The organism is Kitasatospora sp. NPDC001119 (assembly GCF_053598475.1).
Map to the genome: position 1 here is coordinate 1 of NZ_JBSFKI010000031.1, position 12922 is coordinate 12922.

Genomic DNA, 12922 nt, shown 5'->3' on the forward strand with positions numbered 1-12922 from the left:
GACCCTCCGGGCTTCGTTCTTTCGTGTTTCCAGCTTATCAGATGTTTTCCGCTCCGTTTCCGGGGCTTCGTTCATCCAACTCGCCGGTGTCTTCCAGGGTTTGACGCCCTGTCCGACGTTTCAAACTCTAGCCGATCCCCGCTCCGAAAAGCGAATCCGACCGCAACCCGATAAAACGAGCACGCCGAATAAGCACCAGGTCACAGCGCCGAAAAGCGCAAACGACCGGCACGAACCGGAAGTGGTGTTTCAGAGGATTGGCCACCGCGGGACCGTCCGCGCAGATGCGTGTCCGGTGCTCCCTGCCAGGCAGCTCGAAGAACTGTACGCGCTTCCACGCACCGATGCAAACGTCGTGCAAAGACGGCCGGCCGGACCCCGGGGAGAGGGGTCCGGCCGGTGGTGCCGTGCGGATCAGCTGTTGGTGGGGAAGCCCAGGTTGATGCCGCCGTGCGACGGGTCCAGCCAGCGCTGGGTCACGGCCTTGCCCCGGGTGAAGAACTGCACGCCGTCCGGGCCGTACGCGTGGGCGTCGCCGAACAGCGAGGCCTTCCAGCCGCCGAAGGAGTAGTAGGCGACCGGGACCGGGATCGGCACGTTGATGCCGACCATGCCGACCTCCACCTCGAACTGGAAGCGCCGGGCCGCGCCGCCGTCGTTGGTGAAGAGGGCGGTGCCGTTGCCGTACGGGTTGGCGTTGATCAGCGCCAGGCCCTCCTCGTACGAGTCGACGCGCACCACCGAGAGGACCGGGCCGAAGATCTCGTCGTTGTAGACGGACATGCCGGGCTTCACGTGGTCGAACAGCGTGGGGCCGAGCCAGAAGCCGTCGGCCGTCGGGGAGCCGTTCCGGTCCTCGGCGGTGACCGGGTGCTTGCGGCCGTCCACCGCGAGCTCGGCGCCGTCGGCGACCCCGGACTCCACGTAGGAGGTGACCTTGTCCCGGTGCTGGCCGGTGACCAGCGGACCCATCTCGGACTCGCCGTTGCAGCCGGGGCCGACCTTCAGGGTGGCGATCCGCTGCTTGATCTTCTCGACCAGCTCGTCGCCGATCGGGTCGACCGCGACCAGCACGGACACCGCCATGCAGCGCTCGCCGGCCGCGCCGAAGCCCGCGTTGACGGCGGCGTCGGCGGCGAGGTCGAGGTCGGCGTCCGGCAGGACCAGCATGTGGTTCTTGGCGCCGCCCAGGGCCTGCACGCGCTTGCCGTAGCGGGTGCCGGTCTCGTAGACGTAGCGGGCGATCGGGGTGGAGCCGACGAAGCTGACGGACTTGACGTCCGGGTGCTCCAGCAGGCGGTCGACGGCCACCTTGTCGCCGTGCACGACGTTGAAGACGCCGTCCGGCAGGCCGGCCTCCTTCCACAGCTCGGCGAGGAAGTTGGCGGCGGACGGGTCCTTCTCCGAGGGCTTCACCACGACGGTGTTGCCGGCCGCGATGGCGATCGGGAAGAACCACATCGGCACCATGGCCGGGAAGTTGAACGGCGAGATGATCGCGACCGGGCCGAGCGGCTGGCGGATCGAGTAGACGTCGACGCCGGTCGAGGCCTGCTCGGTGAAGCCGCCCTTGACCAGCTGCGGGATGCCGCAGGCGTACTCCACGACCTCCAGGCCGCGGGCGATCTCGCCGAGCGCGTCGGAGTGCACCTTGCCGTGCTCGGCCACGATGATCGAGGCCAGCTCGTCGCGGCGGGCGTTCAGCAGCTCGCGGAAGGCGAAGAGCACCGTCGTCCGCTTCGCGATCGAGGCGGTGCGCCACTCGGTGAAGGCCGAGGCGGCGGCGGCCACGGCCTGGTCGACCTCGGCGATCTCGGCGAAGTCGACCTGGCCGGCGACCTGGCCGGTGGCCGGGTCGAAGACCTCGCCGCGACGGGGGGCCGCACCGGCGGTGGCGACGGGCTTGCCGCCGATCCAGTGAATGATGTGCTTGCTCAAGGTCCGTCTGCCTCCGAAGTCCCGGGCGGCGTCCTGCCACCGGTCCGGTCTGGCGCCGCCCGCACGTGGGCCGGGCGACGGGAATCACGGGGCTACCGCGCTCGTCTCCCAGTCTGGTGGCCGCTCCGGCGCAGCTCAACGAACAGGCTGACGGGGATCGTGGATTCAGCCTTACAGGTCGTCCGGTCACTCGCCCGAACGTGTGAACCCACCACGAATGCCCCCAACGGCGCGGGCACCCAAACACCGCGGGCACCCGCGGGACCGGGGCGTCAGGACTCCCCGTCCTCCGGCTCCTCCAGGTACGGGTCGTGCAGCCCGTCCGCCGCCTCCCGGGTCTCCAGCAGGTCCAGCCGCAGGTCCTGCGCCCAGGCCAGCGCCCACCGCTTCAGCTCGGCCACCTCCCCGGCCGGCACGCCCCGGGCGCGGAACCGCCCGTCCGCCGCCTCGGCGAGCGCCTCCAGCCGTTCGGCCAGCGCCGCGGGCTGGAAGTCCGGGTCCAACTCGGCTGCCAGCGCGAGCAGTTCGCCTTCCCGGTAGCAGCGGGTGAGGGCGTGCACGTCGATCAGGTCGCGGGGCATGCCCCGGTCCACGAGCAGCGCGGTGGTCAGCGCGGCCGCGTCCTCCAGGGCGACGACCGGCAGCACCGCCGGGGGCTCGTCCGGTCCGGGCGCACCGAGGTCGAACCGGACCGGCCGGTGTCCCAGCGGTTCCTTGCGCAGTTCCACCGAGTGCGACCGCCCGCCCAGCGCCAGCCGGACGGTGAGCTGTTCCAGCCGCGGTGTGCCCGGCCGCTCGACGGCCCCGCCGCCCGCCGTCCGGTACGCCTCGCCCAGCGCGGCGGCCACCTCCGGCAGGTCGGCGCCGCCGGTCGCCAGGGTCAGCCCGTCCTGCGGGCAGGCCGCGACGCCGTGGGCGCGCAGCGCGTGCCCTCCCGCCAGGGCGAGGCCGTACCGGTCGCAGACGGGTGCGGCCAGCGCGGCCAGGCGCAGCTGGGCGGGGCCCGGGCGGAGGGACGCGTCGACGGCGTGCGGGACGGTGGTCACGCCTCCAGTCTGACGCGACCGCCCGCTCCGCGCGCCAGTCGCCGGGCGCCCGGAGCGCTACCGGGCGCCCCCAGGCACCTCCTCACGCCCCCCGGGCCCCCGGTTCCGCACGAGACGGCGGGGCTCACCAGCCGCCGAGCCGGGCCGCCGCCTCGTGCAGGGCGAGCTCCAGCAGCACCGGGTCGGTGAGCCGCCCGGAGCCGTCCGGCGGGACCAGCCAGCGCACGCCCCGGCTGCGGCGCCCGGGGTGCGGGACGACGATCCAGGTGCCCTCCCCCGCACCGCGCACGCCGGTGCCGATCCAGCGGGCGGCGGTGCCGACGGGCACCAGGAAGCTGACCTGCCCGCCCCCGAAGTCGGTGAGGACCGGACCGCGGGTGCGCGGGTCCAGGACCTCCGCGGCCGGGCGCCCGAGCCGTCCGGGGACGGAGAGGACGTCCCAACGCCGGCCGGCCGGCAGCAGCACCAGGCCCAGCCCGGTGCGCTCCCACTGGTCCCGGAAGGCCTCCGGGTCCGGTGCCGCCTGGGCGAGCCAGTGCAGTCCGGTGGTCTCCATGTCGTGTCCCCGCTTCTTGCCGTTCGTACTGTTCGGAGACGGCGGGAAGAGCGAGACCCGCCGTCACCAAGGAGAGGCGGACGGCGGGTCCCGATTACACGACTAGGGGCACCCGGCTACGGGCGTTCGTGGTTTCAACGGTTTCAACGGTTTCAACGGCTTCAGTCGTTTCGGCAGATCAGCGGTTCAGCATTTCAGCGTTCCAGTGGTTCAGCGTTTGAGCGGTTCAGCTGTCGAAGCCGAGCCCCAGCCGGTCGAGGGTGCGCAGCCAGAGGTTGCGGTGGCCGCCGTTGCGGTCCGCCCGCTCCAGCGACCGGGTGGTGAGTTCGATCCCGGCCCAGCGCACCGGCTCGGGCGGGAACGGCAGCGGCTTGCTGCGCACCATCTCCAGCGAGGTGCGCTCGGTGCGCTCGCCGGCCAGCAGGTCGAGCATCACCTCGGCGCCGAAGCGGGTCGCGCCGACGCCGAGCCCGGTGTAGCCGACCGCGTACGCGACCTTGCCCCGGTACCCGGTGTCGAAGAACGCCGAGAAGCGGCTGCAGGTGTCGATCGCGCCGCCCCAGGCGTGGGTGAAGCGCAGGCCCTCCAGCTGCGGGAAGCAGCGGAAGAAGTGGTTGGCCAGGGTGCGGAAGGTCTCCGGCCGCTGGTCGTACTCGTGCCGGACCTGGCCGCCGAAGTGGTAGACCGCGTCGTAGCCGCCCCAGAGGATCCGGTTGTCGGCGGAGAGCCGGAAGTAGTGGAACTTGTTGGCGCTGTCGCCGAGGCCCTGGCGCCCGCGCCAGCCGATCGCGGCGAGCTGCTCCTCGCTGAGCGGCTCGGTCATCAGCGCGTAGTCGTACACCGGGACGACGTACGGGCGGACCCGCTTGAGCAGCGACGGGAACACGTTGGTGCCGAGCGCGACCTTGCGGGCGAAGACCCGGCCGTACGGGGTGCGGACGGCCATGCCGCTGCCGTGCTCCCGCAGGTCGGTGGCCCGGGTGTGCTCGAAGATCCGCACGCCCTGGCCCAGGCAGGCGTCCTTGAGGCCCCAGGCGAGCTTGGCGGGGTGGACCATCGCCACGCCCTCCTTGTCCCAGAGGCCGCCGAGGAAGGTCGGCGAGTCGACCTCGGCGCGCAGCTGGTCGGCGTCCAGGACGGTGATGTCGAAGCCGTACCGGGCGACCGCCTCGGCGATCTCGTGGAGCTCCTCGACCTGGTGGGGCTGGGTGGCGACGTCGATCTCGCCGGTGCGCTCCCACTCGGCGTCGATGCCGTAGCGCTTGAGGGTGGCCTCGATGCCGTCGAGGTTGGCGGCACCGAGGCGTTCCAGCTGGGCCAGTTCGGACGGCCAGCGGTCCAGGCCGTTGCCGAAGCCGTGGGTCAGGCTGGCCGCGCAGAACCCGCCGTTGCGCCCGGACGCGGCCCACCCGACCTCGTTGCCCTCGACCAGCACGACGTCCAGCGAGGGGTCGCGTTCCTTGGCGATGAGGGCGGTCCACAGGCCGGAGTAGCCGCCGCCGACGACCAGCAGGTCGCAGGTGGTGTCGCCGACCAGGGCGGGCAGTGCCGCCGGCCGGCCGGGATCCTCCAGCCAGAAGGGGGTGGGCCTGGCGTCACTGAGTGCGCGGGCGGAGTCCATGCATTATCAGCCACTTTCTACGAATAGGTGATGGTTGTACTGGCCACCGTCGTCGACCGTACGTCAGGCGGTGGCCTTCCGGCGGTTGCCCAGCCACTGGCCGACGACGGTCAGCAGGACGGCGGCGAGGAACATCGCGGTGCCGATGACGTTCACCTGCACCGGGATGCCGCGCTGCGAGGCGCCCCAGACGAACATCGGGAAGGTGACCGTGGTCGGCCCCGAGTTGAACTGGGTGATGATGAAGTCGTCGAAGGAGAGCGCGAAGCTGAGCAGCGCGCCCGCCGCGATGCCGGGCGCCGCCAGCGGCAGGGTGACCCTCAGGAAGGTCTGGACGGGGGTCGCGTAGAGGTCCTGGGCGGCCTGTTCGAGCCTCGGGTCCATGCTCATCACGCGCGCCTTGACCGCCGTCACCACGAAGCTGAGGCAGAACATGATGTGGGCGATGAGGATGGTGGTGAACCCGAACGGGATGCGCATGTTGAGGAAGAGCGTCCCGAGCGAGGCGGCCATGACCACCTCGGGCATGGCCATCGGCAGGAAGATCATCGCGGTGGTGGCCGAGCGGCCGCGGAAGCGGTAGCGGGCCAGCGCGAAGGCGACCATGGTGCCGAGCACGGTGGCGCCGATGGTGGCGAGCACCGCGATCTGCAGGCTGAGCGAGAGCGACTGGCACATGTCGGCCACGCCGCAGGGGTTGGTCCAGGCGTCGGTGGAGAACTCGTTCCACTCGTAGTTGAACTTGCCCACCGGCTTGTTGAACGAGAAGGCGAGCACGACCAGGTTGGGCAGCACCAGGTAGGCGAGGGCCAGCAGGCCGGCCAGCACCACCAGGTGGGCGCGGATCCACTTGGAAATCCGGGACATCAGACCAGATCCTCCGTCCCGGCCTTGCGCATGTAGACCGTCACCATGCCCAGGATCAGGGCCATCAGGATGAAGCTCAGCGCGGCGGCCGTGGGGTAGTCGAGCACGTTCAGGAACTGCTTCTGGATGCCGTTGCCGACCATCTGCTCGCTCGGCGAGCCCAGCAGCTGGGCGTTGATGTAGTCGCCGGAGGCGGGGATGAAGGTCAGCAGGGTGCCCGCGACCACGCCCGGCAGCGAGATCGGGAAGGTGACCTTGCGGAAGGTGGTGAACGGCCGGGCGTAGAGGTCGCCGGCCGCCTCGTGCAGGCGCGGGTCGATCCGCTCCAGCGAGGTGTACAGCGGCAGGATCATGAACGGCAGGAAGTTGTAGGTCAGGCCGCAGACCACGGCGAGCGGCGTGGCCAGCACCCGGTCGCCGCTGGTCAGGCCGAGCAGGTTGGTGACGTCCAGGACGTGCAGCGCGTTCAGCGCGCCGACCACCGGGCCGCCGTCGGACAGGATGGTCTTCCAGGCCAGCGTGCGGATCAGGAAGCTGGTGAAGAACGGCGCGATGACCAGGATCAGGATGACGTTGCGCCAGCGCTTGCTCGCCTTGAAGGCGATCGTGTACGCGAGCGGGTAGCCGACGGCCAGGCAGAGCACGGTGGCGACGGCCGCGTAGGAGAACGAGCGCAGGAAGTGCCACCGGTACTCGACCAGGGCGTCCCAGTAGGTCGATATGTGCCAGGTGACCTTGAAGCCCTCTTCGAGCGAGCCGCTCTGCAGCGAGGTCGACGCCTGGTAGACCAGCGGGACGGCGAAGAAGACGACCAGCCAGGCGATGCCGGGAAGCAGCAGCCAGTACGGGGTGAGCTTGCGCCTGGGCTTCGGCGCCGGTCCCTCCAGCGGTATGACCTGGGGTGGCGCGGCCGGGGTGGTGGTGGTCATGCGGCCTCCTCCGCGGTGCCCGCGTCGATCGCCTGGGCGGCGTCGAGGGCGAAGGAGTGCGCCGGGTTCCAGTGCAGCTGGACGGCGGCGCCGGGGACGATCCGCGCGTCGCGCTCCATGTTCTGCTCGAAGACGGTGACCTCCTGGCCGCCGTCGGTGCGCACCACGTACTGGGTGGAGACGCCGATGAAGCTGGAGTCGAGCACCGTGCCGGCCAGCCGGTTGCGGCCGTCGGCGACCTGCTCGGAGGCGTGGGTGATGGTGATCTTCTCCGGGCGCACGCCCAGGTGGACGCGCTTGGCGTCGGTGGCGCAGCGCGCCTTCGGCACCGCGAGGCGGGCGCCGGCCGCGCTGAGCAGCAGGTCGCCGCCCTCGGTGCCGGTGACCTCGGCGGGCAGCAGGTTGGACTGGCCGAGGAAGTTGGCCACGAAGGTGGTGGCGGGGTTCTCGTACAGGTCGGCGGGGGCGCCCAGCTGCTCGACCCGGCCGCCGTTCATCACCGCGATGGTGTCGGCCATGGTCATGGCCTCCTCCTGGTCGTGGGTGACGTGCACGAAGGTGATGCCGACCTCGGTCTGGATCCGCTTGAGCTCCAGCTGCATCTGGCGGCGGAGCTTGAGGTCGAGCGCGCCGAGCGGCTCGTCCAGGAGCAGCACCTGCGGGTGGTTGATCAGTGCGCGGGCGACCGCGACGCGCTGCTGCTGGCCGCCGGAGAGCTGGTGCGGCTTGCGCCGGGCGTACTGGCCGAGCTCGACCAGCTCGAGCATCTCCTCGACCTGCTTCCTGACGTCCTTCCTGCCGCGCCGGCGCAGGCCGAAGGCGACGTTCTCGAAGATGTCCAGGTGCGGGAAGAGCGCGTAGCTCTGGAAGACGGTGTTCACCGGCCGCTTGTACGGGGGCAGGGCGGTGACGTCCTGGCCGCCGATCAGGACGGTGCCGCTGGTGGGCTCCTCCAGGCCGGCGATCATGCGCAGGGTGGTGGTCTTGCCGCAGCCGGAGGCGCCGAGCAGGGCGAAGAACGAGCCCTGCGGGACGGTCAGGTCGAGCGGGTGGACGGCGGTGAAGGAGCCGTAGGTCTTGCCGATGCCGGTGAGCCGGACGTCGCCGCCGACGGCCGCGTCGCGCTGCTGGTCTGTCATGGGGTGGTGTCTTCCTGGGATTCTCTGCCGGGAGCGGGGGTCAGGCGCCGATGAGCTTGGAGAACTTCTGCTCGAAGTCGCTCTCCTCGCTCTCGGAGAGCGTGCGGAACACGTGCGCCCTGCCCGCCATCTCGGGGGTGGGTACGACCAGCGGGTTGGCCGCGGTGTCCGGGGCGATGCCGGCGAGCTCGTCCTTCATCCCGGTGACGGCGGAGACGAAGCCGATGCCCGCGACCAGCTGCGCCGCGATCTTCGGCTGATAGTAGAAGTCGATCAGCTTCTCCGCGTTCGCCTTGTGCTGGGCCCTGGCCGGGACCAGCATGTTGTCGGTCGAGGCGATGTAGCCCTTCTCCGGGATGACGAACTCGATGTCCGGGTTGTCGGCGCGCAGTTGGATCAGGTCGCCGCCCCAGGCGATGCAGGCCGCGATGTCGCCGGCGGAGAGCTCCTGGCCGTAGTCGTTGCCGGTGAAGCGGCGGATCTGCTTGCTGTCGACGGCCTTCTGGAGGCGGGCGACCGCGCCGTCGAAGTCGTCGGCGGTGAACCTCTCGGTGCTCCTGCCCTGGTCCAGCAGGACCATCCCGATGCTGTCGCGCATCTCGGAGAGGAAGGTGACCCGGCCCTTGAGGTCGGGATCGTCCAGCAGCTGGGAGACGCTGGTGACCTCCTTCCCCCTGGTCGCCTTCCGGTTGTACGCGACGACGGTCTGGATGCCGGCCCACGGGTAGGAGTAGAGCCGCCCCGGGTCCCAGTCGGGGGCGCGGAAGCGCGACTCGATATTGGTGATCGCGGTGGTGACGTTCGCCGGGTTGAGCTTCTGCACCCAGCCGAGCCGGATCAGCCGGGCGGCCATCCAGTCGGTGAGCACCATCAGGTCGCGGCCGGTGTCCTGGCCGGAGGCGAGCTGCGGCTTGATCTTCCCGAAGAACTCGACGTTGTCGTTGACGTCCTCGTTGTACTTCACCTTGATCCCGGTGGCCTCGGTGAAGGCCTCCAGGGTGCCGTGCTTCTCCTTGTCCTTCTCGTCCGTGTCCACGTACAACGGCCAGTTGGAGAAGTCGACCTCCTTCTGCGTCTCCGAGAGGTCCTTGGCGGCGTTCGCGGTCGAGTCGCCGGTCGCCCGGGGGGCCGCCGGGATCCCGCAGGCGGCCAGGGTGCCCGCTCCGGCGCTCAGCGCGGCGGCGCGCAGCAGGGTGCGGCGGCCGAGCGCGGCCCGGCCGCTGGTCAGACTGCGTTCCCAGGCCCTTCGGACCGGTTCGGGCAGACCGTCGGTGAGCTCGTTGAACGCCATGGAACGGGCCTCCTGGGGGAGATGGGGTGTGGGGGCACCCGCGTGGTCCGGGGGTTATCTGTCTCCGAAGACGGTGCGGTGCCAGTCCTTGCGGGCCACCGCGGTGGTGTCGAACATGACGTGCTTGACCTGGGTGTACTCGTCCAGCGAGTACTGGGACATGTCCTTGCCGTAGCCGGACGCCTTGTAGCCGCCGTGCGGCATCTCGCTGATGATCGGGATGTGGTCGTTGACCCAGACGCAGCCGGCCGCGATCTCCCGGGTGGCGCGCAGCGAGCGGTGCACGTTGCTCGTCCAGGCGGAGGCGGCCAGCCCGTACGGGGTGTCGTTGGCCAGCCGCAGGCCCTCGTCGTCGCCGTCGAAGGGCAGCACCACCAGCACCGGGCCGAAGATCTCGCCCTGCACGACCTCGCTGTCCTGCGCCGCGCCGGTGATCAGGGTCGGCCGGTAGTACGCGCCCCGGGTGAGGTCGGTGCCGTCGTGGCCCTTCTCCGGGGCCCGGCCGCCGGTGACCACGGTGGCGTACGAGCGGGCGCGCTCCACGAAGCCGGCCACCCGGTCCCGGTGGGCGTACGAGACCAGCGGGCCGAGGTCGGTGCGCGGGCTCAGCGGGTCGCCGATCCGGATCGCCGCGTACAGCTCGGCCACCCCGGCCACGAAGGCGTCGTACAGCGGGCGCTGGACGTAGGCGCGGGTGGCGGCGGTGCAGTCCTGGCCGCCGTTGATCAGCGAGGCCGCGACCGCTCCGTGCACCGCGGCGTCCAGGTCGGCGTCGTCGAAGACCACGAACGGGGCCTTGCCGCCGAGCTCCAGGTGGGTGCGCTTGACGCCCGCGGTGGCGATCTCGGCGACCCGCTTGCCGACGCCGGTGGAGCCGGTGAAGGAGACCATCGCGACGTCCGGGTGCCCGACCAGGTGCTCGCCCGCGGTGCGCCCGGCGCCGGTGACCACGTTGACCACGCCGTCCGGGATGCCGGCGGCGGTGCAGGCCCGGGCGAACATCAGCGAGGTCAGCGGGGTCAGCTCGGCCGGCTTGAGCACGATGGTGTTGCCCGCGGCGATCGCCGGGAGGATCTTCCAGGCGGCCATCTGCAGCGGGTAGTTCCACGGCGAGATCGAGCCGACCACGCCGACCGCCTCGCGCCGCACGTACGAGGTGTGGTCGCCGGAGTACTCGCCGGCCGCCTTGCCCTCCAGGTTGCGGGCGGCGCCGGCGAAGAAGGCGGCGTTGTCGACGGTGCCGGGCACGTCGAACTCGGTGGCCAGCTTGACCGGCTTGCCGGTCTGCGCGGTCTCCACCCGGGCCAGGTCGTCGGCCGCCCCGGCCAGCACGGCGGCCAGCCGGGTGAGCGCCTCGGAGCGCGCACCGGGGGTGGCCGAGGACCAGCCGGGCAGGGCCGCCCTGGCGGCGGCGACGGCGGTGTCCACGTCCCCGGCGGTGGCCAGCGCGACCTGCTCGACCACGCTGCCGTCGGCGGGGTTGACGACCTGGAAGGGCTCGCCGCTCCCCCTGGTCTGGCGTCCCGCGATGTACTGCGCGCCCGGGCCGAAGTCGGTCAGGTCCATCTGGTTCCTCCAAGTGCCGTGGTTCGACCGCTGCGGGGTCACGCGTCCGCGGTGGGGGTCTGCGGTCCCGCTGACCTTGCCTGCTGCGGGGTTGGGGTGACAAGGGTCACTTCGACAACCTCGGCACGAAGGGCCTTACAGGGTGCAAGGGTGCGGGCAGGGCAACAGGTCGTCGGGGGGATGGATGATTTACCTGACACCCTGACTGCACGACCCTGACCGCACACCCCGACCGCGTCACCCTGACCGCGTCACCCGAAACCAGAACGCCCGGAGCCCCGGCTCCGCTCTCCACAGCCCCCGGAGGCCCGCGATGCTCCCCACCGTCGCCCGAGTCCTCGACCTCGACGTGATGCGGCGCGGCCTGCCCCAGGTGGTGGCCGGCGCCGACCACCTGGAGCGGCCGGTCCGCTGGGTCCACGTCAGCGAACTGCCCGACGTCGCCGGGATGCTCCGCGGCGGCGAACTGGTGCTGACCACCGGCATCGCCCTGCCCGAGGACCGCGAGGGCCTGGCCCGCTACGTGCGCGAGCTGGACGAGGTCGGGGTGGCCGGCCTGGTCGTCGAGTTCGGGCGGCGCTACTTCGACTCGCTCCCCCGCGCCCTGGTCAACGCCGCCGAGCAGCGCGGACTGCCGCTGATCACGCTCCGCCGCGAGCTGCGCTTCGTCGCCGTCACCGAGGCCGTGCACGCCCTGGTGGTCAACTCCCAGCTGGAGCAGCTGCGGATCTCCGAGTCGGTCCACCAGGTCTTCAACGAGCTGGTGGTGGAGGGCGCCGAGCCGCCCGAGGTGATCCGCCAGGTGTCCCGGATGGCCGGCGCCCCGGTCGTCCTGGAGAACCTGGCCCACCAGGTGCTCGCCCACGACGCCGCCGGACGCCCGGAGGCCGAGGTGCTGGAGGACTGGGAACGCCGCTCGCGCGGCGTCCGTCCGGCTGGGCGCACCGGCCACGACCCGCGCAGCGGCTGGCTGGTCACCACCGTCGGAGCCCGCGGCCAGGACTGGGGCCGGCTGGTGCTGGTGCAGGAGCCCGGCCCGCTGCCCGAGGGCGAGGCCCACCCGCACACCATGCTGCTGGAGCGCGGCGCCTCCGCGCTGGCGCTCAACCGGCTGGTGGTGCGCGACCGGGAGAGCCTGGAGCGGCAGACCCACCGCACCCTGCTGTCCGGCATCCTCACCCACGCGCTGACCGTCTCCGAGGCGGCGCTGCGCGCCCAGGCCCTCGGCATCCCGCTGGAGGGCCGCCGGCTGGTCGGCGTGGTGCTGCGGCAGCGGCGCGGCCCGATCCCGGCCGCGCTGGAGGCGCAGGCCCGGCTGCGCGACTTCACCGAACTGGCCGCCGGCGCCGTCCGGGCCTGCCGGCTGACCGCCCTGGTCGGCGCGCTGGACGACGAGGCCGTCGGGCTGCTGATCACGCTCGGCACCCAGCAGGACGAGCACGCCTCGCTGGACGCCCTCTCCGCCGCGCTGCGCCGGATGTCCGCCGAGGCCGGACGGGAGGGCGGCGACCCGGCGGGCCCGGTGGTCGCGGTCGGCTCCTCGGTCGGCTCGGTGCGCGACGCCCGGCGCACCCTGCTGGAGGCCACCCAGGTCGCCGACGCCGCCCTGCACGACGCGCCCGGCGGCCGCAGCTCCTCCTACTACCGCCTGCCGGACGTCCGGCTGCGCGGCCTGCTCCACCTGCTGCGCGACGACGCCCGGCTGCAGACGTACGTGGAACGGGAGTTGGGCCCGCTGCTGGCCCACGACGCCGAGCACAACGGCCAGTTGGTGCAGATGCTGCGGATCTACCTGGAGCAGGGCCGGAACAAGTCGGCCGCCGCGGACGCCGCGCACCTGTCCCGGCCGTCCTTCTACGACCGGCTGCACAAGGTCGAGCGGATCCTCGGCGTCGACCTCGACCAGGTGGAGTCCTGCCTCTCCCTGCACGTGGCGCTGCTCGCCCTGGACGCCGTCCGGCGGTAGCGG

The 12922-nt window shown here is 71.7% G+C and carries 10 protein-coding genes; 1 reads left to right on the top strand and 9 read right to left on the bottom strand.

Going from position 1 to position 12922, the window contains the following annotated elements:
• Nucleotides 1-414 precede the first annotated feature (414 nt).
• The 9 genes from ACWDD9_RS31600 to ACWDD9_RS31640 all read right to left on the bottom strand — a co-directional run bounded on the left by ACWDD9_RS31600 (nt 415) and on the right by ACWDD9_RS31640 (nt 10953).
• Nucleotides 415-1938, bottom strand: a complete 1524-nt coding sequence (locus ACWDD9_RS31600; RefSeq protein WP_049660358.1) for a CoA-acylating methylmalonate-semialdehyde dehydrogenase — start codon at nt 1936-1938, stop codon at nt 415-417.
• Between the two features lie 272 nt (nt 1939-2210).
• A complete protein-coding gene (locus tag ACWDD9_RS31605) occupies nt 2211-2984 on the bottom strand; it encodes a nucleotidyl transferase AbiEii/AbiGii toxin family protein (RefSeq protein WP_117489683.1) in 774 nt (257 codons plus the stop codon).
• A 124-nt stretch (nt 2985-3108) separates the two neighbouring features.
• Nucleotides 3109-3540 carry a hypothetical protein gene (locus ACWDD9_RS31610; RefSeq protein WP_049651908.1) on the bottom strand — a complete coding sequence of 144 codons (432 nt, stop codon included), beginning with the start codon at nt 3538-3540 and terminating at the stop codon, nt 3109-3111.
• 226 nt (nt 3541-3766) lie between these two features.
• Nucleotides 3767-5161 carry an NAD(P)/FAD-dependent oxidoreductase gene (locus ACWDD9_RS31615; RefSeq protein WP_049651907.1) on the bottom strand — a complete coding sequence of 465 codons (1395 nt, stop codon included), beginning with the start codon at nt 5159-5161 and terminating at the stop codon, nt 3767-3769.
• Between the two features lie 63 nt (nt 5162-5224).
• Nucleotides 5225-6028 carry an ABC transporter permease gene (locus ACWDD9_RS31620; RefSeq protein WP_049651906.1) on the bottom strand — a complete coding sequence of 268 codons (804 nt, stop codon included), beginning with the start codon at nt 6026-6028 and terminating at the stop codon, nt 5225-5227.
• On the bottom strand, nt 6028-6957 hold the full coding sequence (locus ACWDD9_RS31625) for an ABC transporter permease (RefSeq protein ID WP_049651905.1): 930 nt from the start codon (nt 6955-6957) through the stop codon (nt 6028-6030). Before ACWDD9_RS31625 ends, ACWDD9_RS31620 begins: the two co-directional genes overlap by 1 nt.
• Entirely contained in the window at nt 6954-8096 is a 1143-nt protein-coding gene (locus ACWDD9_RS31630; protein ID WP_074001531.1) for an ABC transporter ATP-binding protein, read from the bottom strand. Before ACWDD9_RS31630 ends, ACWDD9_RS31625 begins: the two co-directional genes overlap by 4 nt.
• Before the next feature lie 40 nt (nt 8097-8136).
• Nucleotides 8137-9387 (bottom strand): polyamine ABC transporter substrate-binding protein, encoded by a 1251-nt coding sequence (locus tag ACWDD9_RS31635; protein WP_375877697.1) that lies wholly within the window; start codon nt 9385-9387, stop codon nt 8137-8139.
• A gap of 54 nt (nt 9388-9441) precedes the next feature.
• Complete coding sequence (locus tag ACWDD9_RS31640) at nt 9442-10953, bottom strand: gamma-aminobutyraldehyde dehydrogenase (RefSeq protein WP_449813482.1); 1512 nt, start codon at nt 10951-10953, stop codon at nt 9442-9444.
• Between the two features lie 313 nt (nt 10954-11266).
• Here ACWDD9_RS31640 and ACWDD9_RS31645 point away from each other — a divergent pair, with 313 nt between their 5' ends.
• Nucleotides 11267-12919 carry a PucR family transcriptional regulator gene (locus ACWDD9_RS31645; protein WP_074001528.1) on the top strand — a complete coding sequence of 551 codons (1653 nt, stop codon included), beginning with the start codon at nt 11267-11269 and terminating at the stop codon, nt 12917-12919.
• Nucleotides 12920-12922: the final 3 nt, after the last annotated feature.

What these genes read in the sequence shown, in the direction of transcription:
- ACWDD9_RS31610 (WP_049651908.1), bottom strand. Translation starts at nt 3,540, where the DNA reads ATGGAGACCACCGGACTGCACTGGCTCGCCCAGGCGGCACCGGACCCG.
- ACWDD9_RS31615 (WP_049651907.1), bottom strand. Translation starts at nt 5,161, where the DNA reads ATGGACTCCGCCCGCGCACTCAGTGACGCCAGGCCCACCCCCTTCTGG.
- ACWDD9_RS31620 (WP_049651906.1), bottom strand. Translation starts at nt 6,028, where the DNA reads ATGTCCCGGATTTCCAAGTGGATCCGCGCCCACCTGGTGGTGCTGGCC.
- ACWDD9_RS31625 (WP_049651905.1), bottom strand. Translation starts at nt 6,957, where the DNA reads ATGACCACCACCACCCCGGCCGCGCCACCCCAGGTCATACCGCTGGAG.
- ACWDD9_RS31630 (WP_074001531.1), bottom strand. Translation starts at nt 8,096, where the DNA reads ATGACAGACCAGCAGCGCGACGCGGCCGTCGGCGGCGACGTCCGGCTC.
- ACWDD9_RS31635 (WP_375877697.1), bottom strand. Translation starts at nt 9,387, where the DNA reads ATGGCGTTCAACGAGCTCACCGACGGTCTGCCCGAACCGGTCCGAAGG.
- ACWDD9_RS31640 (WP_449813482.1), bottom strand. Translation starts at nt 10,953, where the DNA reads ATGGACCTGACCGACTTCGGCCCGGGCGCGCAGTACATCGCGGGACGC.
- ACWDD9_RS31645 (WP_074001528.1), top strand. Translation starts at nt 11,267, where the DNA reads ATGCTCCCCACCGTCGCCCGAGTCCTCGACCTCGACGTGATGCGGCGC.